At 64.4% G+C, this 24532-nt stretch carries 24 protein-coding genes; 13 read left to right on the top strand and 11 right to left on the bottom strand.

Annotated elements, in window-relative coordinates; genetic code table 11:
* From AC58EF_RS12000 to gatC, 5 genes are all read right to left on the bottom strand, one after another.
* Positions 1 to 1182 carry a M48 family metallopeptidase gene (locus AC58EF_RS12000; RefSeq protein WP_497276497.1) on the bottom strand — a complete coding sequence of 394 codons (1182 nt, stop codon included), beginning with the start codon at positions 1180 to 1182 and terminating at the stop codon, positions 1 to 3.
* On the bottom strand, positions 1179 to 1880 hold the full coding sequence (locus tag AC58EF_RS11995; protein WP_497276496.1) for a hypothetical protein: 702 nt from the start codon (positions 1878 to 1880) through the stop codon (positions 1179 to 1181). The genes AC58EF_RS12000 and AC58EF_RS11995 overlap by 4 nt, the downstream gene beginning before the upstream one ends.
* Before the next feature lie 121 nt (positions 1881 to 2001).
* Positions 2002 to 3504, bottom strand: coding sequence for an Asp-tRNA(Asn)/Glu-tRNA(Gln) amidotransferase subunit GatB (gatB, locus tag AC58EF_RS11990; protein ID WP_497276494.1), 1503 nt, complete (start codon positions 3502 to 3504; stop codon positions 2002 to 2004).
* A gap of 96 nt (positions 3505 to 3600) precedes the next feature.
* Positions 3601 to 5085, bottom strand: a complete 1485-nt coding sequence (gatA, locus tag AC58EF_RS11985) for an Asp-tRNA(Asn)/Glu-tRNA(Gln) amidotransferase subunit GatA (RefSeq protein WP_497276492.1) — start codon at positions 5083 to 5085, stop codon at positions 3601 to 3603.
* Complete coding sequence (gene gatC, locus AC58EF_RS11980) at positions 5085 to 5372, bottom strand: Asp-tRNA(Asn)/Glu-tRNA(Gln) amidotransferase subunit GatC (RefSeq protein ID WP_497276491.1); 288 nt, start codon at positions 5370 to 5372, stop codon at positions 5085 to 5087. Before gatC ends, gatA begins: the two co-directional genes overlap by 1 nt.
* Positions 5373 to 5477: 105 nt before the next feature.
* On the opposite strand from gatC, the gene AC58EF_RS11975 reads away from it, so the two are divergent.
* From AC58EF_RS11975 to AC58EF_RS11965, 3 genes are read left to right on the top strand one after another with little or no spacing between them, the layout of a single operon-like run.
* Complete coding sequence (locus tag AC58EF_RS11975; protein ID WP_497276489.1) at positions 5478 to 6596, top strand: DUF3089 domain-containing protein; 1119 nt, start codon at positions 5478 to 5480, stop codon at positions 6594 to 6596.
* A 33-nt stretch (positions 6597 to 6629) separates the two neighbouring features.
* Positions 6630 to 7103, top strand: a complete 474-nt coding sequence (gene ruvX / locus AC58EF_RS11970; protein WP_497276488.1) for a Holliday junction resolvase RuvX — start codon at positions 6630 to 6632, stop codon at positions 7101 to 7103.
* Positions 7104 to 7110: 7 nt separating this feature from the next.
* Positions 7111 to 7530 (top strand): Rap1a/Tai family immunity protein, encoded by a 420-nt coding sequence (locus tag AC58EF_RS11965; protein WP_497276486.1) that lies wholly within the window; start codon positions 7111 to 7113, stop codon positions 7528 to 7530.
* Here the strand turns inward: AC58EF_RS11965 and AC58EF_RS11960 are convergent.
* The gene (locus AC58EF_RS11960; RefSeq protein WP_497276485.1) at positions 7505 to 7903 is read right to left on the bottom strand and encodes a MerR family DNA-binding protein; all 399 of its coding nucleotides are present in this window, start codon (positions 7901 to 7903) and stop codon (positions 7505 to 7507) included. The two genes, AC58EF_RS11965 and AC58EF_RS11960, sit on opposite strands and share 26 nt — an antisense overlap.
* A 68-nt stretch (positions 7904 to 7971) precedes the next feature.
* Between AC58EF_RS11960 and AC58EF_RS11955 the strand changes: the two genes are divergently transcribed.
* Complete coding sequence (locus tag AC58EF_RS11955) at positions 7972 to 8721, top strand: MauE/DoxX family redox-associated membrane protein (RefSeq protein ID WP_497276484.1); 750 nt, start codon at positions 7972 to 7974, stop codon at positions 8719 to 8721.
* Between the two features lie 265 nt (positions 8722 to 8986).
* Here AC58EF_RS11955 and AC58EF_RS11950 read toward each other — a convergent pair whose 3' ends face one another.
* The 3 genes from AC58EF_RS11950 to serB all read right to left on the bottom strand — a co-directional run bounded on the left by AC58EF_RS11950 (position 8987) and on the right by serB (position 11833).
* The gene (locus AC58EF_RS11950; RefSeq protein ID WP_497276482.1) at positions 8987 to 10441 is read right to left on the bottom strand and encodes a L,D-transpeptidase family protein; all 1455 of its coding nucleotides are present in this window, start codon (positions 10439 to 10441) and stop codon (positions 8987 to 8989) included.
* A gap of 104 nt (positions 10442 to 10545) precedes the next feature.
* Entirely contained in the window at positions 10546 to 10800 is a 255-nt protein-coding gene (locus tag AC58EF_RS11945; protein WP_497276481.1) for a hypothetical protein, read from the bottom strand.
* Between the two features lie 154 nt (positions 10801 to 10954).
* Entirely contained in the window at positions 10955 to 11833 is an 879-nt protein-coding gene (gene serB, locus AC58EF_RS11940; protein ID WP_497276480.1) for a phosphoserine phosphatase SerB, read from the bottom strand.
* Here serB and miaA point away from each other — a divergent pair.
* The 7 genes from miaA (at position 11832) to leuA (ending at position 19393) form a co-directional block, all read left to right on the top strand.
* On the top strand, positions 11832 to 12788 hold the full coding sequence (miaA, locus tag AC58EF_RS11935) for a tRNA (adenosine(37)-N6)-dimethylallyltransferase MiaA (protein WP_497276478.1): 957 nt from the start codon (positions 11832 to 11834) through the stop codon (positions 12786 to 12788). The genes serB and miaA overlap by 2 nt on opposite strands.
* Before the next feature lie 100 nt (positions 12789 to 12888).
* On the top strand, positions 12889 to 14640 hold the full coding sequence (locus AC58EF_RS11930) for an acetolactate synthase 3 large subunit (RefSeq protein ID WP_497276477.1): 1752 nt from the start codon (positions 12889 to 12891) through the stop codon (positions 14638 to 14640).
* A gap of 24 nt (positions 14641 to 14664) precedes the next feature.
* Entirely contained in the window at positions 14665 to 15018 is a 354-nt protein-coding gene (locus AC58EF_RS11925) for a hypothetical protein (protein WP_497276476.1), read from the top strand.
* On the top strand, positions 15018 to 15533 hold the full coding sequence (gene ilvN, locus AC58EF_RS11920) for an acetolactate synthase small subunit (protein ID WP_497276475.1): 516 nt from the start codon (positions 15018 to 15020) through the stop codon (positions 15531 to 15533). The genes AC58EF_RS11925 and ilvN overlap by 1 nt, the downstream gene beginning before the upstream one ends.
* 117 nt (positions 15534 to 15650) lie before the next feature.
* The gene (ilvC, locus tag AC58EF_RS11915) at positions 15651 to 16670 is read left to right on the top strand and encodes a ketol-acid reductoisomerase (protein ID WP_497276474.1); all 1020 of its coding nucleotides are present in this window, start codon (positions 15651 to 15653) and stop codon (positions 16668 to 16670) included.
* Between the two features lie 172 nt (positions 16671 to 16842).
* Positions 16843 to 17466: a YceI family protein gene (locus AC58EF_RS11910; protein ID WP_497276473.1), complete on the top strand. Its 624-nt coding sequence runs from the start codon at positions 16843 to 16845 to the stop codon at positions 17464 to 17466.
* A gap of 253 nt (positions 17467 to 17719) precedes the next feature.
* Complete coding sequence (gene leuA, locus AC58EF_RS11905; protein ID WP_497276472.1) at positions 17720 to 19393, top strand: 2-isopropylmalate synthase; 1674 nt, start codon at positions 17720 to 17722, stop codon at positions 19391 to 19393.
* Positions 19394 to 19475: 82 nt separating this feature from the next.
* Here leuA and AC58EF_RS11900 read toward each other — a convergent pair whose 3' ends face one another.
* Positions 19476 to 20843, bottom strand: a complete 1368-nt coding sequence (locus AC58EF_RS11900; protein ID WP_497276471.1) for a M20/M25/M40 family metallo-hydrolase — start codon at positions 20841 to 20843, stop codon at positions 19476 to 19478.
* Between the two features lie 307 nt (positions 20844 to 21150).
* Here AC58EF_RS11900 and AC58EF_RS11895 point away from each other — a divergent pair, with 307 nt between their 5' ends.
* Complete coding sequence (locus AC58EF_RS11895; protein WP_497276469.1) at positions 21151 to 22461, top strand: dicarboxylate/amino acid:cation symporter; 1311 nt, start codon at positions 21151 to 21153, stop codon at positions 22459 to 22461.
* Positions 22462 to 22505: 44 nt separating this feature from the next.
* Here AC58EF_RS11895 and AC58EF_RS11890 read toward each other — a convergent pair whose 3' ends face one another.
* Positions 22506 to 23729 carry a polyhydroxyalkanoate depolymerase gene (locus tag AC58EF_RS11890; RefSeq protein WP_497276468.1) on the bottom strand — a complete coding sequence of 408 codons (1224 nt, stop codon included), beginning with the start codon at positions 23727 to 23729 and terminating at the stop codon, positions 22506 to 22508.
* Positions 23730 to 23854: 125 nt separating this feature from the next.
* Between AC58EF_RS11890 and AC58EF_RS11885 the strand changes: the two genes are divergently transcribed.
* Positions 23855 to 24511, top strand: a complete 657-nt coding sequence (locus AC58EF_RS11885) for a glutathione S-transferase (RefSeq protein WP_497276467.1) — start codon at positions 23855 to 23857, stop codon at positions 24509 to 24511.
* Positions 24512 to 24532 lie beyond the last annotated feature (21 nt).

Below are 24532 nucleotides of genomic sequence, written 5' to 3'. Positions count from 1 at the left end.
TCAATTCACTCCTGCCATCATGGCGATCATCGCCCGGTCCGGGGCGTCGGGTTTTCGGGTAAGATAGGTTTTCAGGGCGTCGCGGCCGCCATCGGCGTCTCCCGATCGCAACAGCGCCAGGCCAAGGCCGCGCCAGCTTTCCACCGGCGCTCCATCGTCCGCACAGGCCGTCCGATAATAGCCCGCCGCAGCCGTCAGGTCGGTCGCGGTCCCACGCGTGCGATACAGTTCGCCCCGCGCGTAGCTGAGCGCGGGCGTCCATCCCTGGTCGGCAAGATGACCGATCAGATATTCGGTCGCGCCGAAATCGTTGAGCTTGATCTGGTCGTCGATCAGCGACGGCCAGAAATTTGCGAGCGCCGTCCGATAGGCGTCGCGATTGACCCGATTGCCGATGGGGCCAGTCAGAGCCGCCGCCTGCGCGCGCAGCGCCGCGACGCGATCCGCACTGGGCGGGTGCGACGCGAACAGACCGCCGGTCCTATCCTTGCGGCTTTTCACCTTTCGCGCGGCGGCGGTGGCGTCCGCCTCGGCCCGAAACTGCTCCCAGATGCGGCTAGCCGCCATGGGATCATAGCCCGCCCTGGCCAGCAGCGTCACCGATCCGGCATCGGCCGCCGCCTCCTGGTCGCGGGAAAATTCCATGATGGCGGAAATCTGCCCCAGCGCCGCCAGTGCGCCGACCAGCCCGAACATGGCGAAGAAGGTGGCCGATGCCGCCTTGTCCTTCGTCTGCCGGAAGAGCTGGAGCGAATGGCGGTCGGCATAATGGCCATATTCATGCGCCAGCACGGCGGCCAGTTGCGCTTCGTCGCGGGTGCGCAGCAGCAGGCCTGACCAGAGCTGCATCATGCCATTGGGCGCGATGTTCGCGTTGAAATAGGGCGTGCGCATGATGTAGATGCGCACCTCCGCGCAGCGCGGCCCGACCGTACGGCAGAAAACGTCCCGGACATAGGCGTTGAGCGCCGCGTCACGGATCACGAAATTGGATGTCCTGAGCTTGCGCTCCTGCTCGTCCATCTGCATCCACAGGCCGCGTTCATCCTTGTCCTGCGGCTGGTAGGGACCAGCCGTGACGACGATGGGCGGTTGGATTGCGGGTTGTGCCGACGCGAACGGGATGGATTGCGTCAGCGTGGCGGCCAGGGTGGCCGCCTTCACCAGACGGCCGAACCTCATTTGCTGGCGCTCACCGGCGCGGTTGCGTCCGGGACCACGCGTCCGGGGAAGCCATCCAGCAATTGGCCGACGCGCTTGTCCGCCCCCCCGGCCGTCCGCACATCGCCGCCCATCTGCGGATCGGCGTTGAACCAGATCACGTCGCCGCTCTTGAGGTCCACCAGCCCAGCATAGCCGATATGGACGCCAGGTATGATCGCGACGCCAAACATCGCACCGAAAATCTGCGCCGTCTTGCGGCCCGCAGATCCATAGGCGTCATGGGTGAAGAAGAAGAGCGCATAATCGGCGCCGGTCATCTGCGCTATACGCTGCGTTCCCTCGCCCAGCGTCCAGTCGAACGTCTCGCGCTTGGTCGGCAGGCGCTGGCCGACGAACAGCTTGTGGATCTGGATCGACTGGGCGACCGCGCGGAACAGCGCGCGATACTCGGCCAGATAGGCGCCATCGTCGCCTTCTGGATCGGCGGCGAAGACGATCTTCGCGCCCGACACCGTATCGTTCCGGCGCATGGCTTCCTCGATCAGATTGCGCGCGCTGCCGGTCCAGTCCGCATTGGGTTCATCCACCCCGCCCGCCGTCAATGTGCCGACCTGCACTTCGGGCCGGAAGACCACGATGGTCGGCTGGCGATCGGTCGGGAACGCAAAGTCCGGCTTGATCGCGGACCGTTCCTGCGCTGCGCCAGCGGCAGACATGCAGAACAACAGGGCAGCCGCAGCCGCCCGAAAGGCACCTTTCATCCCTAAAAACCCCCCAAGAGACTCGGACGCCCCCCGGCGCCGCCCGCTCTCAAGTGGCTATCTTAAAAGGGAAAGTTCAGGCAAGCGCCTTTTTCACCAGTTCATTGACGACCTGCGGATTGGCCTTGCCCTGCATCGCCTTCATCGTCTGGCCCACGAAGAAGCCGAACAGGGCTTCCTTGCCGGCCTTGTACTGCTCGACCTTGTCGCCATTCTTCGCGAGCACGTCGGCCACCGCCGCCTCGATCGCGCCGGTATCCGAGGTCTGCTTCAGACCCTGTTCCTCGACGATCCTGCCCGCCTTGCCGCCGGTGTCGAGCATGATCTCGAACACCTGCTTGGCGATCGTGCCGCTGATCGTGCCATCGGCGACGAGCGCCAGCAATTCAGCGCCTTCCTCCGGGTTTACCGGACTGTCTTCGAGCGATTTCCCAAGGCGGTTGAGCGCACCATAAAGTTCGGACAACAGCCAGTTGGCGGACGCCTTGGCGACTTCGCCCTCGCTTTTCTTCTGGATGCGCGCGCCTTCGGCCAGCAGCGCCTCGAACCAGCGCGCCGTGTCGGCGTCAGCGGTCAGGGTCGCGGCATTATAGGCGCTGAGGCCCAGCCCCTGCTCATAGCGCTTGCGCTTCGCGTCGGGCAGTTCGGGCAGCGACTGGCGGCATTCCTCCAGAAAGGCGTCGTCCAGTTCCAGCGGCAGCAGATCGGGATCGGGGAAGTAGCGATAGTCATGCGCATCTTCCTTCGACCGCATCGAGCGCGTCTCGTTCCGGTCGGGATCGTAGAGGCGCGTTTCCTGCACTACCTTGCCGCCCGCCTCCAGCACGTCGACCTGGCGGCTCGCCTCATGCTCGACCACGGCCATGACGAAGCGGACCGAATTGACGTTCTTCGTCTCGGTGCGGGTGCCGAATGGCTCGCCGGGCTTGCGGACCGACACGTTCACGTCGGCGCGCATCGAACCCTGATCCATATTGCCGTCGCACGACCCGACATAGCGCAGGATCGTCCGCAGCTTCGACAGATAAGCCCCTGCTTCAGCGGGCGAACGCATGTCCGGCTTCGACACGATTTCCATCAGCGCCACGCCCGACCGGTTGAGGTCGACATAAGAGCTAGTGGGATGCTGGTCGTGCATCAGCTTGCCGGCATCCTGCTCGACATGGATGCGCTCGACGCCGATCGTCTTGGTGCTGGTTTCGGGGTTCTTTTCATCCAGCACGATCTCGATCTGCCCCTCGCCCACGATCGGGTGATAGAGCTGACTGATCTGATAACCCTGCGGCAGATCGGCGTAGAAATAATTCTTGCGGTCGAACCGTGACCATTTGTTGATCTGCGCGTCGATCGCCATGCCGGTGCGCACCGCCTGACGGATGCACTCGCGGTTCGGCACGGGCAACATGCCGGGCATGGCCGCGTCGACCAGGCTGACCTGCGTGTTCGGCTCCGCGCCGAACGCCGTCGCGGCGCCCGAGAACAGCTTGGCGTTCGACGTCACCTGCGCATGGACTTCCAGGCCGATCACGACCTCCCACTCGCCGGTTGCGCCCTGGATGCGATAGGTTGATTCAGTCATCTTCAAATCCTCAAGTGTTCCTGCGGAAGCAGGAACCCAGGGTGAATGCAGAGCCAGATGGCCCTGGGTTCCTGCTTTCGCAGGAGCACGGGTTCGTTACCACCACTTGTCCGGCCGCGCGGTGAAGCCGGCCCGCTCCTCGATGGCGAGGCTGGCGTTCAGCACGGTCTGTTCGTCCAGCGCCTTGCCGATGATCTGGAGACCGATCGGAAGACCCGCCGAATCCAGCCCGCCCGGCACCGCCATCGCCGGCAGCCCCGCCAGCGAGGCGGGCACGGTGAAGACGTCGTTCAGATACATGGCCAGCGGATCGGCCTGCTTCTCGCCTAGCGCGAAGGAGGCGCTCGGCGCGGTCGGGGTCAGCAGCAGGTCGCACTGTTCGAATGCCAGTTCGAAATCGCGCGCGATCAGCGCCCGCACCTTCTGCGCCTGTGTGTAATAGGCGTCATAGAAGCCCGCCGACAGCACATAGGTGCCGATCATGATGCGGCGCTTGACCTCCGGCCCGAAGCCGGCGGCGCGGGTGGCGGCATACATGTCCTGCAACCCCGCCCCATCGGGCAGGTCGCGCTGGCCGTAGCGCACGCCGTCATAGCGGGCGAGGTTCGAAGACGCCTCGGCCGGGGCGATGATATAATAAGTGGGCAGCGCATACTTTGTATGCGGCAGCGATACATCCACCACTTCGGCGCCCGCGTCCTTGAGCCATTCGATGCCGCGATCCCACAAAGCGGAGATTTCGGCATTCAGGCCATCAGGGCGATATTCCCTGGGAATACCGACCTTCTTGCCCTTGAGATCGCTCGACAGATTGGCTTCCCACTGCGGCACGGCCAGATCGAGGCTGGTCGAATCCTTGGGATCGAAGCCCGACATGACCTCCAGCAGGATCGCATTGTCGCGCACCGTCCGCGCCATCGGCCCGGCCTGGTCCAGTGACGAGGCGAAAGCGACGATGCCCCAGCGCGAGCAGCGGCCATAGGTCGGCTTGATGCCCGAAATGCCGGTGAAGGCGGCAGGCTGGCGAATCGATCCGCCCGTGTCGGTGCCGGTCGCCGCCGGGCACAGCCGCGCGGCAATGGCCGAGGACGAGCCGCCCGAAGACCCGCCGGGCGCCAGCGCGGCGTTGCCGCCGTCATTCCGCCGCCAGGGCGAGATCACATTGCCATAATAGCTCGTCTCGTTGGAGGAGCCCATGGCGAACTGATCGAGGTTGAGCTTGCCCAGCATCCCCGCGCCCGCTGCCCACAGCTTGCCCGACACGGTCGATTCATAAGTGGGCGTGAAGCCTTCCAGCATGTGCGACGCGGCAGTGGTCTGGACACCCTGGGTGCAGAACAGGTCCTTCATGCCGATCGGCACGCCGGCGAGCGGCTTCAACGTCTCGCCCGCGGCTTTCGCCGCGTCGGCAGCGTCCGCGGCTTCCAGCGCCTTTTCCGGCGTCTCGACAATGAAGGCGTTCAGCGCCTTGGCGGCGGCGACATTGGCGTTGAATGCCTCCGCCACCTCGCGCGCCGAAAAATCTCCGCCACGGAAGCCATCGCGGATTTCGGCTACGGTAAGATCAGTCAGGTTGGTCATTATTCGATCACCTTGGGCACCGCGAAGAAGCCATGTTCGGCCTGCGGCGCATTGGCCAGCACCTTGTCGCGCACATCGCCATCGTTGACGACATCGTCGCGCAGGCGTTGATGGTTGGGGATGACGGCGGTCATCGGCTGCACGCCGGTCACGTCCACCTCGCCCAGTTGCTCCACCCAGCCAAGGATGTTGTTGAGTTCGGGCACCATGGCTTCCGCTTCGGCATCCGTCACCGAAATGCGCGAAAGGCTGGCGATCTTTTTCACGGTCTGAAGGTCTATCGACATGGGCCGCCGCTACCACCCGTGCCCATCCGCTTCAAGCGGCTTTAGCGCCCCTTGCGCGCGCCCGTGCCATGCGCCAGACAAGCAGGACAATTTCGGAGAGTGTGGGTGGCGCGCAAATTCCTCTATGTCATCGCGACCTTGGTGGTGCTGGTGATCGCCGCGCTGCTGGTCTACCGCGTCTGGGGCACGCAGCTGATCCGCATGGTGATGGTTCCGCGCGAACCCTTCACCCAGCTCCAGCCCCTGCCCGCCGACGCCTATGTCGACGCCGCGATGTGGATCGCCCGGCCCGACATCGAAAAGGACAATCCGGCGCTCTGGATTCCGGCCGGGGCAACGACGCCCAAAGCCGCCCGCAAGGCCGCGATCTTCTTCATCCATCCGACCAGCTACATCACCACCTTCGGCGATTCCCACTGGAACGCCCGGCTGGATGACAAGGATGCGGATAGCACCGCCCGCCGCTTCGTCATGAGCCAGGCCAGCGCCTTCAACGCCGCGGGCACGGTCTGGGTGCCCCGCTATCGCCAGGCCAATTATGGCGCGTTCCTGACCGACAAGCCGGCGGGCGAGCAGGCGCTGGCCGCCGCCTATCGCGACGTGGCGCAGGCTTTCGCCGCCTTCCTCAAAGCCAACCCCACCGGCCCGCTGATCCTGGCCGGGCATAGCCAGGGGTCGCGCCACCTGCTGCAGCTACTGCGCGAACAGGTGGCGGGCAAGCCGGTCGCCGACCGCGTCGCCGCCGTCTATGCCGTGGGCTGGCCGGTGTCGGTTGAGGCGGACCTGCCCGCGCTCGGCCTGCCCGCCTGCGCGCGGCAGGATCAGGCGCATTGCATCGTCAGCTGGCAAAGCTATGCCGAACCGGCCGATCCGTCCGCCGTGGTCGAAAGTTTCGAGCGCAAGACCGGCTATACCGGAAAACCGCGCAAGGGCACGCACATGCTCTGCACCAACCCGATCACCGGGGCCTTCAATGGCAAGGCGTCGGCCAGCGCCAATATCGGCACGATCGACGCGCGTGAGGAGGGCAAGCCGCCCAGGCTCGTCACCGGCGTCGTCCCCGCCCGGTGCGACACCAGCGGCGTGCTGATGATCGGCGATCCGGTCGACATGGGACCGTTCACCCTGCCCGGCAATAATTACCATGTTTATGACTATAGCCTCTTCTGGGGCAATGTGCGGCAGGACGCGCAGAAAAGGCTGGCAGCCTTCACCGGCAAGTGACTCCGGTCCAAAGAAGTGGCAGGGGCTTTCGCCATGACATTGGTAACAACGGATCGCGTGGCCTTTCGCGAAGCGCTGCCGCAGGGCGGGCGGCTGATCGGCATGGATGTCGGCACCAAGACGATCGGCCTTGCCCTGTGCGACGCCGCCTGGACCATCGCCAGCCCCGCCTACACCGTCACGCGCAGCAAGTTCAGCAAGGACAAGCCTGCGCTGGCCGCCTTCATCGAGCAGCAGCAGGTGAAGGGCATCGTCATCGGCCTGCCGCTCAATCTCGACGGCAGCAATTCGCCGCGCAGCCAGGCCAGCCGCGCCTTCGCCCATAATGTCGCGGACCTTGGTTATCCGGTGCTGCTCTGGGACGAGCGCTGGTCGACCCAGGCCGTCACCCGCACCCTGCTGGAAGCCGACGCCAGCCGCGCCCGTCGCGACGAACTGGTGGACAAGCTGGCGGCCAGCTACATATTGCAAGGCGCGATCGACGGGCTGGTGGCGGGGCTGGAGTGATCTGAACATGCCGCACCGAAAATTTCTCCGCGCCGCCGCGCTTGCCGCCTGCGGACTTTTCCCCGCCGCGGCCCATGCCGGCTTCTACACCGGCGATGAACTGTACGCGGTCTGCACGACCGAAAAGGGCGGCAAGGATTATTTCGAAAAAACCTATGAATGCCTTGGCTATATCAGCGGCGCGGTCGATGCGTTCAACACGACGCGGGAAGCCAACAAGCTCAAAAGCTGCATCCCCAGCGACGTGACGATCAGCCAGCTCCGAAACGCCACGGTCGACTATCTGGGCAAGAACCCGATAGATCGCGCAAAGTCCGCCTCCTCGCAGGTCTTCGCCGCGACCCGCAAGGCATGGCCCTGCCCCAAGAGCAGCAGCAAGAAGGCGACAACGAAACAGACAATCAAAGGGCGTCGAACGCGGCGATGATCGGGCATGGCCCGTCCTCGCTCGCATGGCATTGCCGGGCCAGTCGCTCCAGCGCGGTGCGGGCCGCCTGCAACTCGGCGATCTTCACGTCGAGCGCCGCGATCCGTTCCGCCGCCAGTTCGCGCGCACGCGCCCGATCCTGTCCCGCGTCGAGGTGCAACAGTTCGCCGATCTGCTCCAAGGTGAAGCCCGCCCCCTGCGCCGATCGGATGAAGCCCAGCCGCCGCGCATCCGCTTCGCCATAGCGGCGGATACCGCCCCTTCCTCCGGCGCCCCGCTCCGGCGTGTCGAGCAGGCCGCGCCGCTGATAATAGCGCACCGTCTCCACCCCGACCCCGCCGGCATGGGCCAGCGCAGAAATCGTCATGTTCATCCCTTGACTCCGTACCATGGTACAGACCCTATATGGGCTGCATCCAGACACATGCCAAGGATGCGACGATGACCAGCCCAGCCCGCAAAAGCGCCAGCCTTCACCGCATGGTGATGCCCGGCCATGTCTGTCCTTATGGCGTGAAGGCGCGCTGGCTGCTCAAGCGCCATGGCTATGAGGTGGACGATCTCTGGCTGACGACTCGCGCGGAAACAGACGCCTTTAAGGCGCGGCATGACGTGAAGACCACGCCGCAAATCTTCGTCGATGGCCAGCGGATCGGCGGCCATGACGATCTGCGCCGCTATCTGGGCCTCAAGGTGAAAGATCCCACGGCGACCAGCTATGTGCCGGTTCTTGCCGTCTTCGCCGTGGCGGCCTTGCTGGCGCTGGCGGTCAACTGGCTGACCTTCCTGCCGCTGATCTCCTTCATGACGCTGGAGCGGTTCGTCGCCATCGCGATGATGCTGCTCGCGATGCTGAAATTACAGGATGTCGATCGGTTCGCGACGATGTTCCTGAACTATGACCTGCTCGCCCGCCGACTGCCGCCCTATGGGCTGGCCTATCCCTTTCTGGAACTGGGGGCGGGCGCGCTGATGCTGACGCGGGCTTTGGACTGGCTGTCCATCCTGGTCGCGCTCTTCATCGGCGGCATCGGCGCGGTGTCGGTGTTCAAGGCCGTCTATGTCGAGAAACGCGAACTCAAATGCGCTTGCGTCGGCGGCAACAGCAATGTGCCGCTGGGCTTTGTGTCCCTGACCGAAAATGTGATGATGGTGGCCATGGCCCTGTGGATGCTGGCTGGCATCCACTAGAATGTGATGACTTCACATTGATCCACCCCGTCATTGCGAGCGCAGCGAAGCAATCCATCGGAGCGCCAGTGGATTGCTTCGCTGCGCTCGCAATGACGATTCAAACAAATGTCATCCCGCTCTAAACCATTAAATCTGGATGCTGGCGGGGGTTGCCATTGAACCAGTTCTCCCGTTCGGGCTGAGCTTGTCGAAGCCCTTCACTCAATTTTGAAGAAGAAAAGCCCTTCGACAGGCTCAGGGCGAACGGTTTGAGTAAATCGCTTCACTCCCCGTCCCGCCCATAGACATCCGGCAGGAACTGCACACCCTGCGCGGTGGGCACCGCCGTCAGATAGGTCAGATAGACCGGCACCGGCTGGGGCAAGGGCACATGCTGCTCGGGCTTGTCACCCTCCGCGCTGGGCGTCTTGCCGAAGAACCAGCGACCCAGCCGCTGCGCATCCTCCAGCCGGACACAGCCATTGCTGAAGTGACGGTCTTCCTTGGCGAACAGATTTCGCTGCGGCGTGTCGTGCAGATAGATGCCAAGATCGTTGGGGAACATGAACTTGACCTTCCCCATCGCATTGTCGCTGCCCGGCAACTGGCGCAACCGCACCTCCTGCCGCCCGCCCGCCACCGCGCTCCAGTCGATCGCGCTCTGGGCCAGCGGCGCGGGATTGGCGCTCCAGTCGGCCAGCGCCTCATAGCGCATGGCCTTGAGCGAGCCGCCGTCGAGAATCTTGGGCGCGACCTTGCGCTCCACCAGATCGGGCGGAATGTTCCAATAGGGGTTGAGCGTCGCATAGCGGATCATCCCCGCCATCAGCGGCGTCTGCGTTTCCTTCGCGCCGGCGACGACCTTCATCGTCCCGTCCAGCGACCCCTTGCTATAATACCAGAGCCGGGCCGAGGCGGCGTCCACCACCACATGGCGCGTCCAGGGTCCGGGCAGCAGCCGCGCCCGCTCCAGATTGAGCGCCAGCAACCGCGCATGAAGCTGCGGCCCCTGGTTGAGGGCGACGATGGTCATCGCGCCCGCAACGCCATCGGGCTTCAGGCCATGGTCGGTCTGGAAAGCCTTCACCCTGGCGACCAGCGCCTTGTCATAGGATATGCCGTCCGCCAGTCCCAGCCTTTGACGAAGCGCGGCGATGTCCGCGCCCTTGCCGCCCGGCCGCATCCTGACGCCTTCGGGCACGAGGACGTCGGGCAGATCGCCCCATTTCTTGAGATAGCCGGCCCGCGCATTGCGCAATTTCATATAGAGCGGGCTCATCCAGCCGGCGCTCTGGACATAGTCGGTCAGCGATGGCGCCAGCGCGGCCGATCGCAATATGTCCGAGGGATCGGCATCGCGCGGTTCGACTTCCTTGTCGAGATAACGGATCTTCACGCCCCTGGCCGGGCGGCGCATGTCGGACACCAGGCGGGCGAAGCTGCGGGACAGGGCGAGGTCCGCGCGCGCCAGCGCCTTGGGCGTCGCGGAGGCGTCCGCCTCCTCGATCAGGCGCTTGAGATCGCGGGGATCATAGTCGCGGGGATCGAGACCATCGGCCTCGCTCTTGTCGATCAGGGCGAGCAGCGCATCGGCCTGCGGCCCGACCCGCCCCTTTTCCACCCATAGCGGCCAATAGCCGCGCGGTGCGTAGAAATCCTTGTATTTCCCACCCACCTGCGCGCGAATTTCCGCGCCGATGCTCGATTTGGCGGCCTGTTCGGCGTTGGGCTGCGCCAATACCGCCTGCGGAGACGCGGCGGCGGCGATCAGCAGGCAGGGGATCAGGGAAGCGCATAGTGAAAGGGCGCGGCGGATGTGCCGCGCCCGAAAGACTGCGTGGATCAGCCGCGTTCTCCCGAACGGGGCGGCGGCGGCGGAGGCGGCGGCGGGCAGGGCGGACCCTGGATCGCATGATAGATGCCGTCGGCGGTATAATAGCCGTCGGCGATGCCGTCGCCGTCGCGATCGGCGGCCACGGTGCCCGCAATGGCGCCGGGGCCGACCGGCGGCGCGGTCGTGACCGGGGCCTCATTCTTCGCGCAGGCGCTCAAGGCCAGCAGCCCGGCGGCGGCCAAAGCCATATATCTGATTTGCATAACCTCTCCCTGGACGCGGAACGGAAAACCGCCCGACGCCGTTAGACCTCTCTCACCGCTGGATAGGCGGCGGAAGGCCAACGTTTCACTTTGCGAAACGAATCCATTACCCGATCGAAATGACGGTGAATGGTGCGTTAAGGGCGATAGGCCGTTATTCCGTCACCCACTGCGCCGAGGCGATCCCCTGTGCGTAAAGCAGCACCGACAGATCGCCATGGACGATTTCCGCGGCGGCGGCGGCGCGGGTCCTGGGCTTGGCATGATAGGCGACGCCCAGCCCCGCGCCCTCGATCATCGGAATGTCGTTGGCGCCGTCGCCCACGGCCAAGGTCAGCGCCCGATCGATGCCGCCCGCGATCGCCGCCTCCAGTTCGGCCCGCTTGCGCGCCGCATCGACGATCGGCATGGTGACGGTGCCCAGCAGCGCGCCATCGGCGATTTCCAGCACATTGGCGACCGCCGCGTCGAAGCCGATCTCCTGCGCCACCGGCCCGGTGAAACGGGTGAAGCCGCCCGACACCAGCAAGGTCTTCGCCCCCCGCGCCTTCATCGTGCGAACCAGCGCCCTGGCCCCGCCCATGATGACCACCCGCTCGGTGCGGCACTGGTCGATGGCGCTGTCCGCCAGACCCTTGAGCAGCGCGACCCGCTCATGCAGCGCGCCGGCGAAGTCCAGCTCGCCACGCATCGCCCGCTCGGTAATCTCGGCGATCTGGGGCTTGATGCCCGCATAGTCGGCCAGTTCGTCGATGCACTCGACAGTGATCATGGTCGAATCCATGTCGGCGATCAGCAGCTTCTTTTGGCGATTGGCGGACGGCTGGACGATGACGTCGATGCCCTGCCCCAGATCGGTCAACGCCGCGCGGGCCTTGACCGGATCGGCGGCGAAGAAGAGGTCGGCCGCCTTGTCCGCGTCGAGCCAGGCGGCTTCGCCCGGCTGGCAGCCCGCGTCGCGCAGCCGGTCGGCGGCCTCGGCAATATCCCCCTGCCCGATCGAGCCACTTGCCACTAAGGTCGCGACGAACATGAACACTCCTGAACCAACATCCGAAACGGGTCGGGGCGAATCCCGCCCGCGCGTCGCGCTTATTGCCGGGCCGACCGCCAGCGGCAAGAGCGCGCTCGCTTGTCGCCTCGCCAGGGCGGCCGACGGCATCGTCATCAATGCCGACGCCAGCCAGGTCTATACTGACCTTGCCATCCTGTCCGCCCGCCCCTCGCCGGAGGAAATCGGCGATGTGCCGCATCGCCTGTTCGGCCATATCGACGGGGCGGAAGCCTGCACCGCCGCGCGCTGGGCGGCGGAGGCGAAGGCGGAGGTGAACGCCGCCCATGAAGCGGGCAAGCTGCCGGTGCTGGTCGGCGGGACCGGCCTCTACATCCGCACCTTGCTGGACGGTATCGCCCCGGTGCCGGAGATCGATCCCGATGTCCGCGCCGCCGTCCGCGCCATGGCGGTGGCCGATGCGCATGAGGCGCTGAGCCGCGAAGACCCGGAAGCCGCCGCCCGGCTCGCTCCGGCCGACACGACCCGCGTCGCCCGCGCGCTGGAGGTGGTGCGGTCAACCGGCAGACCGCTCAAGCAATGGCAGCAGCATAAGGAAGGTGGCATCGGCGACCGCATCACCCTGTCGCCAATGATCCTGCTGCCACCGCGCGACTGGCTGATCGAGCGGTGCGACCGGCGCTTCGTCATGATGATGGAGGGCGGCGCGATCAAGGAGGTCGCGGCGCTCCTGACCCGAAACCTTCCCCCGGACCTGCCGGTGATGCGGGCGATCGGCGTGCCCGAGATCGCGGCGTTCCTCAAAGGCGACAGCGACCTGGACAATCTCATTGCGAAGGGCAGCCTTGCCACCCGCCAATATGCCAAGCGGCAATATACCTGGTTCTCCAACCAGCCGCCGCCCAAATGGCCGCGCGAAAGACGAGAGATTAATGACAAAATTATCGATGAATTAGCAATTAAATTACAACATTAATGCTTGACCTGTCATTTTCTGTCCACTAGAGGCAGGCGCCTTGCCATCAAAGGCGTAGGGGCGCAAAGCACCCGACTTGCATCAACGGAGGAGTATCATCGTGGCCGAAAAGAGCGGCGCGGACATATTGGTCGAATGCCTGGTCGATCTGGGCGTCGAAGTCGTGTTCGGCTATCCGGGCGGCGCGGTGCTGCCCATTTACGACGCGCTCTACAATCATCCCACGATCAAGCATGTGCTCGTCCGCCACGAACAGGGCGCGACCCACATGGCGGAGGGCTATGCCCGTTCGACCGGCAAGCCCGGCGTCGTGCTGGTCACGTCCGGCCCCGGCGCCACCAATGCCGTCACCGGCATTACCGACGCGCTGATGGATTCGATCCCGATGGTCGTCATCACCGGGCAGGTTCCCACGCAACTGATCGGCACCGACGCCTTTCAGGAAGCGGACACGATCGGCATCACCCGCCACTGCACCAAGCATAATTATCTGGTGAAGACCCCCGGCAAGCTGGCCGAGGTCATTCATGAGGCGTTCCATATCGCCACCACCGGCCGCCCCGGCCCGGTCGTCATCGACATTCCCAAAAATGTCCAGATCGCGACCGCGCCCTATGCCCGGCCGGAACTGAAGGTCCATGCCAGCTATCACCCGCAGACCAAGGCGGACGCGGCCGCGATCGATGCGGCGGTCGAAATGCTGGCCGCGGCCGAGCGCCCGATCCTCTACACCGGCGGCGGCGTCATCAACGCCGGCCCGCAGGCGAGCGCGCTGCTGCGCGAACTGGCGGCGCTGACCGGCGCGCCCGTCACGTCGACCCTGATGGGCCTGGGCGCCTTCCCCGCATCGTCCGACCAGTGGGTCGGGATGCTGGGGATGCACGGCACCTATGAAGCCAATTGGGCGATGAACCAGGCGGACCTGATCCTGTGCGTCGGCGCCCGCTTCGACGACCGCGTCACCGGCCGGCTCGACGCCTTCGCCCCCCATGCGCGGAAGATCCACATCGATATCGACCGCAGTTCGATCAACAAGATCGTCGATGTCGATGTCGCCGTCGTCGCCGACGTCGCCAGCGCGCTGGATGACATCATCGCCCTGTGGAAACTGCGCAACCACCAGAAGGTCGACCTTTCCGAATGGTGGGCGCGGATCGCGGGCTGGCGCGCGCGCAAGAGCCTGGACTATGCCGAAAATGGCGTGGACATCATGCCCCAGCGCGCGATCGCCGACCTCTATGCAGCGACCAAGGCGACCGGCAAGGACGTCATCATCACCACCGAAGTCGGCCAGCACCAGATGTGGGCGGCCCAGCATTTCGGGTTCGAGGCGCCGAACAAATGGCTGACATCGGGCGGCCTGGGCACCATGGGCTATGGCTTCCCGGCCGCCATCGGCGCGCAGATGGGCAATCCAGACAGCATCACCATCTGCATCGCCGGCGACGCCTCGGTCCAGATGAACATCCAGGAAATGGGGACCGCGACCCAGTATCGCCTGCCGGTCAAGATCTTCATCCTGAACAATGAATATATGGGCATGGTCCGCCAGTGGCAGGAACTGACCTATGAAAGCCGCTATTCGAACAGCTATTCCGACAGCCTGCCCGACTTCGTGAAGCTGGGCGAAGCCTATGGCTGGACCGGCATCCGCATCGAAGGCCCGCAGGAACTGGAGGCCGGCATCCGCCAGATGCTGGAAACCCCCGGCCCGGTGATCGTCGATTGCCGCGTGGCGAAGCTGTCCAACTGCTTCCCGATGATCCCGTCGGGCGCGGCCCATACCGAAATGCTGCTCGATCCCAGCCAGGTCGAAGGCGTCATGTCGGACGAGGCGAAGGCGCTGGTGTGAAGGTGCGTCAATGAGGACCGAGATGTGACGCAACATCTGAAGCTGCGCATCCATGTGACGGAGCCGTGGGATTTCGAACGCATCGCGGGAACGGCCGACCTGAGCGGCTGGACCACCGATCATGCCGACCCGGACAATGGGGAATGGGAAGTGCATCTGGACCAGGGCTTCGAGTTTCACGAGCGGCATATCGGCACGCTGCTGGCCAGTCCCCGCTATGTCGGCGAACGGCTGGACCGGATGTTCGATACGGTGACGGGCTTTCCGGTGCGGCTTGCCCATCGGCTCGACGGTGAATGGCATTACGCCTTCACCGCCACGATTTCGCGGCGCCACGATAAAGAAGAGCGCGAAGAACAGGATAACGGGGCTATCTGATGCATATCCAGGAAGAATTAAGCCAGCGGCACGTGCTGTCGCTGACCGTTTCCAACGAAGCGGGCATATTGGCGCGCATCGCGGGCCTGTTCACCGCGCGCGGCTATAATATCGACAGTCTGACCGTGGCGGACATCACCGACGATCATGCGATCAGCCGCATCACCATCGTCACCAGCGGCCCGCCCAAGGTGGTCGACCAGATCATCGCCCAGCTCGACCGGCTGGTGCCGGTGCACAAGGTCACGGACCTGACCGAGAATGGCCCCTTCGTCGAGCGCGAGCTGGCGCTGGTCAAGGTCGCGGGCGTGGGCGAGGACCGGATCGAGGCGCTGCGCCTGGCCGATGTGTTCCGCGCCAAGGTGGTCGACACGACGATCGAAAGCTTCATCTTCGAGATCACCGGCACGACCGAGAAGATCGACAATTTCGTCGGCCTGATGCGCCAGATCGGCCTGGTCGAGGTCGGCCGCACCGGCGTCGTCGGCCTGATCCGGGGCAAGGAGTCGAATTGATTTAGACCCCTCTCCCGGCGGGAGGATGAGGGCAACAGGCCTCCCGCATCATTATACCCATCACCATCAATCTAAGGCTCCGCAAGGCGCCAATCGGACTGAAAGAAGGAACGTCAAATGAAGGTTTATTACGACCGCGACGCGGACATCGGCCTGATCAAGGGCAAGAAGGTCGCCATCCTGGGCTATGGTTCACAGGGTCACGCCCATGCGCAGAACCTGCGCGATTCCGGCGTCGCCGAAGTCGCGATCGCGCTCCGCGCCGGTTCGGCCAGCGCGAAGAAGGCCGAAGGCGCCGGTTTCAAGGTGCTGCCGAACGCCGAAGCCGCCGCCTGGGCCGACGTCCTCATGATCCTGGCGCCCGACGAGCATCAGGCCGCGATCTACGCCGCCGACATTCACGATAATCTGCGCCCCGGCGCCGCGCTGGCCTTCGCCCACGGCCTCAACGTCCATTTCGGCCTGATCGAACCGCGCAAGGACATCGACGTCATCATGATCGCGCCCAAGGGGCCGGGCCACACTGTCCGCTCCGAATATCAGCGTGGCGGCGGCGTCCCCTGCCTGATCGCGGTCTATCAGGATTCGACCGGCAACGCCCATGACATCGCCCTGTCCTATGCCAGCGGCGTGGGCGGCGGCCGTTCGGGCATCATCGAGACCAATTTCCGCGAGGAATGCGAAACCGACCTGTTCGGCGAGCAGGCCGTGCTGTGCGGCGGCGCCACCGCGCTGGTCCAGGCCGGGTTCGAAACGCTGGTCGAAGCCGGCTATGCCCCGGAAATGGCCTATTTCGAGTGCCTTCACGAACTGAAGCTGATCGTCGACCTGATGTATGAGGGCGGCATCGCCAACATGCGCTATTCGATCTCGAACACCGCCGAATATGGCGACATCAAGACCGGCCCGCGCATCATCACCGAGGAAACGAAGAAGGAAATGAAGCGCGTCCTGGCCGACATCCAGTCGGGCCGCTTCGTCAAGGATTTCGTCCTCGACAACCGCGCCGGCCAGCCGGAACTCAAGGCCAGCCGCATCGCGGCGCAGCGCCATCCGATCGAGGAAACCGGCGCCAAGCTGCGCGCGATGATGCCCTGGATCAGCGCGAACAAGCTGGTGGATCAGGAAAAGAACTGACGGCCACGCATTGGCCGTCACCCCGGCGAAGGCCGGGGTCCAGAGCGGCTTGATGCCTGGTTTTGGGCGAACCGGAAATGGAACGAACCGTTTCCGGTTACGGCTCTGGAACAATCGGGGGGCGCCGCATATTGTTGCGGCGCCCCTTGAACGTTTTGGGAGAGTCTTTCTCATGCGCAATTATCTGATTCCCGCTGCCGCCATCATCGCCCTTGCCGGCGGCTCCGCTCTCGTCGCCCAGATGCCTACGGCCGCGCCCGGCACCAAGGACGTCGCGAAGGTGACTGGCGGCGCCTATAAGGTCGATCCCGGCCATACCCAGGTGGTCTTCGCCTGGGACCATATGGGCTTCACCAATAATGCCGGCACCATCGCCGAGCCGACCGGCACGCTGACGCTGGACAAGGCCAACCCCGCCGCATCCAAAGTATCGGTCACGTTCCCCGTCGCCAACATCCGCACCGGCGTCGCCAAGCTGGACCAGCATCTCATGACGGCGGACTTTTTCGACGCCGCCAAATTCCCCACGGCGACGTTCGTGTCGACCAGCGTCAAGCCCACCGGCACGACGGGCGCGGACATCAGCGGCAACCTGACCATCAAGGGCGTGACCAAGCCGGTGACGCTGGACGCCGAATTTTACGGCGCGGGCGTGCAGCCAATGAGCAAGAAGGAAAATGTCGGCTTCGTCGCCACCGCGACGATCAAGCGCAGCGATTTCGGCATGGGCTATGGGGTGCCGGTGGTGGGCGACGCCATCGAACTCAAGATCATCGCCGGTTTCGAGAAGCAGTAATCGCCGACGCGATACGGAAAATGATGAAAGAGAGAGGGTCGGCTTGCATGTCGGCCCTCTTTTGCGTTAAAGCGTCAAATCATGCAGAGCCGCGCGCTTCTTACCCTGCTACGACTTACACGCCCTTAGGCGTGGCTTTTGTGCTGCCTTCCGGCTAAGGGCAGCGTTGATCCGCCTAAGGGCATCCATCACAGTCAAGTCGTACACCGGAGCGCCCCCATGCGCCCCGACCGTCAAGAAGTAGTCTGATCCCATGATGCTGACCGATCCCTCGCTGAAATATCGCGCCTTCCCGCAGGTGGACCTGCCCAACCGCCAATGGCCGTCGAAGGTCATCACCAAGGCGCCCCGCTGGCTGTCCACCGACATGCGTGACGGCAACCAGTCACTGATCGACCCGATGAACGCGGAGAAGAAGCGCCGCTTTTTCGACCTGCTGGTCAAGGTAGGCGTCAAGGAGATCGAGATCGGCTTCCCCAGCGCGGGCGCGACCGAGTTCGACTTCATTTCCGGGCTGGTGCGCGAGGGCGCGATCCCTGACGACGTGATGCCGCAGGTGCTGACCCAGGCGCGCGCCGACCTGATCGCGACGACCTTCGAATCCTTACGCGGCGCGAAACAGGCGATCGTCCATGTCTATAACGCCGTGTCGCCCGCCTGGCGCAACATCGTGTTCCAGATGGATCGCTCGCAGGTGCGCGAGATCGCGGTCAACGCCGCCAGGCTGCTGCGCGACCATGCGGCGAAGCAGCCCGACACCGACTGGCATTTCGAATATTCGCCCGAAACCTTCTCGACCGCTGAGCTGGATTTCAGCCTGGAATGCTGTGAGGCGGTGATGGAGATTTTGCAGCCGACACCCGATCGGCCGCTGATCCTGAACCTGCCCGCCACCGTCGAGTGCGCGACCCCCAATATCTATGCCGACCAGATCGAATGGATTTGCCGCAATATCAGCAAGCGCGACAGCGTGGTGATCTCGCTGCACACCCATAATGACCGGGGCACCGGCGTCGCGGCGGCGGAACTGGGCATCATGGCCGGCGCCGACCGCGTCGAAGGCTGCCTGTTCGGCAATGGCGAGCGCACCGGCAATTGCGATCTGGTGACGGTCGCGCTCAACATGTACACGCAGGGCATCGACCCGGAACTGGACTTCAGCGATATCGACGAAGTCATCCAGACCGTCGAATATTGCAACCAGCTGCCGGTCCATCCGCGCCATCCCTATGCCGGCGAACTGGTGTTCACGGCTTTCTCCGGTAGTCATCAGGACGCGATCAAGAAGGGCTTCGCCGCGCAGGAAGCGCGCAACGACCTGATCTGGAACGTGCCCTATCTGCCGATCGACCCCAAGGATCTGGGCCGCGACTATGAGGCGGTGATCCGCGTCAATTCGCAGTCGGGCAAGGGCGGCGTCGCCTGGGTGCTGCAGCAGGACAAGGGCTATAAGCTGCCCAAGCGGATGCAGGCCGACTTTTCGAAGGTGGTGCAGGCGCTGGCGGACCAGTCGAGCCGCGAACTCAACGCCGCCGATATCGGCGAGGCGTTCGAGGCGCATTATTGCCTTACCGGCGACCAGCCCTATGCCCTGATCGACTATCATGAAGGCGGCGCGGCGGGCGACCGCATCTTCACCGGCAAGATCGCGCACAAGGGGGGTGAACGCTCCCTTTCCGGGCGCGGCAACGGCCTCATCTCCTCGGTGCTGGCGGCGCTGCGCGACGAGCTGGGCGTGGAGCTGGAAATCGCCGACTATAATGAACATGCCATCGGCGCGGGCAGCGACGTGAACGCCGCCGCCTATGTCGAATGCCGCACGCCCGACGGCCGCACCGTGTTCGGCATCGGCACCGACAGCGACGTCGCGACGGCATCGGTCAAGGCCGTGCTGTCGGCCGCCAACGGGATCGCGGTGCGGGGGTAAGCAACATCCGTTCGCTCCGGGCGTGTCGAGAAGCGTTTGCACGATGTTTCTCGACTGCGCTCGAAACGAACGGCAACGGCGCCTATTTCGCCAGCGCCCGGACGAGTCGGTCCCACTGCTCCAGCGAGTCCCGGATGCCCGCGACCGGCACCCGTTCATTGAGGCCATGGGCGAAGCCGTCCTCCGCCTTCATGAACAGGCTGGACACGCCATAGCTGGGCACGCCCAATGCGCGGAAATGAAGGCTGTCGGTCGCGCCCGCCGACATGCCCGGCATCACGGTGACGCCCGGCGCCCGCGCCGTGACCGCTTCCCTGACCGCCTGCATGACATCGGCCCGGAGCGGTGAGGCATCGCTGGCGGTCGGTTCGCCCAATGTCGACACCGTCGCACCGGGATCATCGACAATCTTCACCAGCTGCGCCCTGACATCCGCGATCGCCACACCGGGGAAGATGCGGCAATTGACGCTGACCCTGGCGCTTTGCGGCAGGGCGTTGAGCGCATGACCCGCCTGCGCCATGGTCGCGACGCAGGTGGTGCGCACCTGGCCGATGAATTCCGGGCGGGTCGAAAGCAGGTCCGCCGACGCCTGATCGCCGGTTTCCGCATAGCACCGCATCGCTTCGCCGATCTCGCCCTTCATCCGGTCGGCCGACAGCGCCAGCGATGCCCTGGTCAGTTCATTGCGCATCGGCGGGAATTGATAGGCCGCGATCCGGTCGATCGCCTTCGCCAGGCGATAGATGGGATTGCCCGGCGTCGGCGCGCTCGAATGGCCGCCCGCGTCGGTGAAACCGATCTCGAAATCGGCATAGGCCTTCTCCCCTGCCTGCAACTGATAGAGAACCGGCTTGCCATCGTCGTTGAGCAGTCCGCCGCCGCCATCACCGTTGAGCAGCAATGCGATGTCCTTATATTGCGCCGCCAGCGCCCTGGTCGTGACCATATTCGTTTCTTCATCGCCCGACAGCAGCAGGATGACGGTGCGACGCGGCTTCCAGCCTTCCTTCTTCAACTGCGCCAGGGTCGCGACCATCATCGCGACGTCATATTTATTATCCTCCGACCCGCGCCCGAAAATATAGCCATTTTCCTCGACCGGCACGAAGGGATCGCGGGTCCAATCGGCGCGGTTCGCCGCCACCACGTCCATATGGCCGATCAGCGCAAGCGGCTTGAGCTTCGGGTCGCTGCCCCTGATGGTCGCGGCCAGCGTCGCCGTCTCGCCCATCGGCGTGATGACGATGTCCGCATCGGCAAAGCCCGCCGCCTTCAGCACCGAAGCATAATAGGCGGCCAGCCGGGGCACCTGCCCTTCGCCCTGCACGGTCTTGAAGGCGATGGAACGCATCAGAATGTCCTTCGCCACCCCCGAATCCGCGGCTGCCTGAGCGCCCTGCGGCGCGGCCAGCAGCGCCATCCCCAAAAATGCGCCCCTTATATCCATATATTTGCACTCCCCGATGGACCGATAGTGCATCTGTGGCATAGCGGATCGGCCCGGCCAATGCGTTGAATGGGCAGAAGCGTGGAAAGAGGGCCACCTCATCCGCGTTGCAGTGATTGGATGGTGTCCATTCATCTCGATTCATTATTGCGAGCGCAGCGAAGCAATCCATGGAGCGACAATGGATTGCTTCGCCGCGCTCGCAATGACGAGAAAAGTTGATGGCAACTTGCTTGAAAGAATTGCTTGCGCGCAATCGGACGTAACGCATTCGATATAAAGCGCCGGTCGCCCAGAGGAAAAAGTCATGGCCCTCCACTATCGCAGTTTCGGATTTCAGGTGCTGGCCGGCATGGTCGTGGGGCTGGCGCTGGGCCTTGTCGCGCGCCAGATCGGTAGCGGACCGGACGGGGAGCTGAACTGGCTTGCCACGACGCTCAAGACCACGGGATCGATCTTCGTATCGCTGTTGAAAGCCGTAGTCGCGCCGCTGGTCTTCGCCGCCATCGTCGCGTCGATCGCCAATCTGCGCGCGCTCGACAATGCGGCGCGGCTGGCCGGGCAAACCTTGCTGTGGTTCGCCATCACCGCACTGATCGCGGTCAGCATCGGCCTTGCCATCGGCCTGATCGTTCAACCGGGCGCCGGTCTGCATGGCACGGCACTCGCCATCGGCAAGCCCGACTCCATGGGCGGCTGGCTCGATTTCCTCAAAGGGCTGGTGCCGGGCAACAGCCTCGCCCTGTCGGGAAGCACCAAGATCACGGACGGAGCGGCGACCACGACGGTCGGCTTCAACATCCTGCAACTCCTGGTCATCTCGATCGCGGTCGGCCTCGCCACGCTCAAGGTAGGGGACAAGGCGGAGCCGTTCCTGGCCTTCGTCCGGTCGCTGCTTGCCGTGGTGCGGGCGATCCTGGGCTGGATCATCCGTCTCACCCCGATCGGGTCGGCCGCGCTGATCGGCACCGCCATCGCCACCTATGGCTGGAGCGCGCTGGCGCAGCTCGGCGCCTTCACCGCCGCCGTCTATCTGGGTCTCGCGCTGGTGCTGCTGGTGGTCTATCCGACCCTGCTGATTGCCAATGGGCTGAAGCCCGGCCCCTTCTTCGCCAAGGCATGGCCCGCGATCCAGCTCGGCTTCGTCTCGCGCTCCTCGGTCGGCACCCTGCCCGTCACCGAAACCGTGACCGAGCGGCTCGGCGTCGACAAGGGCTATGCCGCCTTCGCCATACCGCTCGCCTCCACCACCAAGATGGACGGCTGCGCCTCCATCTATCCGGCGCTGGCGGCGATCTTCGTCGCGGGCTTCTACGGCATCCCGCTGCACTTCATCGATTATGTGCTGATCGTCTTCGTGTCGGTGATCGGATCGGCGGCCACAGCGGGGCTGACCGGCGCGATCGTGATGCTGACGCTGACGCTCTCGACCCTGGGCCTGCCGCTGGAGGGCGCGGGCCTACTGCTCGCCATCGATCCGATCCTGGACATGGGCCGCACCGCGGTCAATGTCGCGGGTCAGGTGCTGGTCGGCACGATCGTCGCCAAGCGCGAGGGCATTCTCGACGAGCGCGCTTATTATGGCAAGGATGAGGGGGAGATATTGGCGGTCGCCTGACCCGCCTCTCCCCCCTGCACCGCGCCGGTCCGCCGGCGCGCCTGTCAGTTCATCGCCAGGATCATGCTCCGCACCTGCGGATAGACCTGCTTTTCCCACTTGCTGCCGGAAAAGACGCCATAATGGCCGACGCCCGGCTGGAGATGATGGCGCTTGAGGTGCGGGCGCAGACCCGTGCAGAGCGCGTGCGCGGCGGATGTCTGGCCCACGGCGCAGACATCGTCCCGCTCGCCTTCGACCGTCAGCAGCGCCGTCTTGTGGATCGCGCCCGGATTGACCTTGCGGCCGCGCACCGTGAGTTCGCCCTTGGCCAGCAAGGCGCGCTGGAACACCATGTCGACGGTTTCGAGATAAAATTCCTTGGTCATGTCGAGGACCGCGAAATATTCCTCATAGAAGGTCTTGATCTTGTCGGCCTCGACCGTCTTGCCGTCGGCCAGCAACTGATAGAGTTCGCGATGTTGCGCCCCGTGCCGCTCCATGTTCATGGACATGAAGGCGGATAGCTGGAGGAAGCCCGGATAAACCTCCCGCCCGCGCCCGGCATAGCGGAACGGCACGACGGAAATCAGATTGTCCTCAAACCATTCGATCGACTTTTCATTGGCCAGATCGTTCACCGCGGTCGGCGCGGCATTGGGATCGATCGGCCCGCCCATCAGCGTCATCGACCGCGGCGTCGCCTTGTCCTTGTCCTCCGACATCAGCGCGACGGCGGCCATGGCCGGAACGCAGGGCTGGCATACCGACACCAGATGCGCCCCTTCGCCCAGTTCTTGCATGAAGCGGATCAGATAATCGACATAGTCGTCGAACCCGAACCGCCCCGCCTCCAACGGCACGTCGCGCGCATTCTTCCAGTCGGTGATGTAAACGTCATGGTCGCGTAGCAATGTTGCAACCGTGCTGCGCAGCAAGGTCGAGAAATGGCCCGACATGGGCGCCACGACCAGAACGCGCGGCTGGTCGACTTCCACTTCGTCCTTGGCGAAATGCAGAAGGTCGCCAAAGGGCAGGTCGAGCACAATTTCCTCACGCACCGACACCTGCGCATTGCCGCTGGTGACGGTGTGAATGTCATAGCCGGGGCGCTTGTGCGTCAGTTTCGCGCCCTGAAACACGTCCATCAGCGCGAACATGCGACGGGGCATCGCCCAGTCGGCCATCGGTCCCATCCTGTCCCTCATGCGCAGCGCCCATTGCGCGCCCAGGCGCGCCGGCGTCAGCATGTCGTTCCAGGCCTGATAACCGCTATAGAGCATCCGCATATTCGCAAACTTGCCTTATATAAATCCTGTAAACCGAATCGGTCCTTTGCTGAAACGCTATACAGGCTTTTTGTGTTGCACCGCATCATCATTAATGTGAGTTTGGCCTAAAGCAGGAGGGTGCCATGGCCGTCGCGGAACTTACTCTTTCCAGCAAGAATTATTCTTCCTGGTCGTTGCGCGGCTGGCTGCTGTGCCGGCTGGCCGGCTTGCGGGTCGTCGAAAAAACGATCGCACTCGATGATCCTGAAAATCGCGCGGAACTGCTGCTCCTGTCCCCATCGGTGCTGGTGCCCCGGCTCACCCATGAGGGCGCGAGCGTGTGGGACACTTTGGCGATCGCTGAATATCTCCACGAACTCTATCCGCAGGCCGGCATGTATCCGATCGACCGGATCAGCCGCGCCCATTGCCGGTCGGTGTCGGGCGAAATCCATTCCGGCTTCACCAACCTGCGCTCCGCGCTGCCGATGAACCTGAAGGTCCGCCATGCGCGTTTCCCGGTCTTTCCCGGCGCGCGCCCCGATATCGAGCGGGTAGAAACGATCTGGGCCGAATGCCTGGACAATCATGGCGGCCCCTGGCTGTTCGGCGGCAAGCCGACGGTCGCCGACGCCATGTTCGCCCCGGTGGCCCAGCGTTTTCTGACCTATGCCGTGCCCGTGTCGGAAAAATCCGCCGCTTATTGCCAGACCATCAACAGCTGGCCGCTGATGCGCGAGTGGATCGACGCGGCGCGGGCCGAACCGGACGAGCTGATCGAACTCGAAACCGAATTCTGACGCCCCTTCCCCCTGCGCGGG

It is taken from the genome of Sphingobium sp. WR1 (genome assembly GCF_059693745.1).
This window is presented reverse-complemented; position numbering and strand designations above follow the sequence as displayed.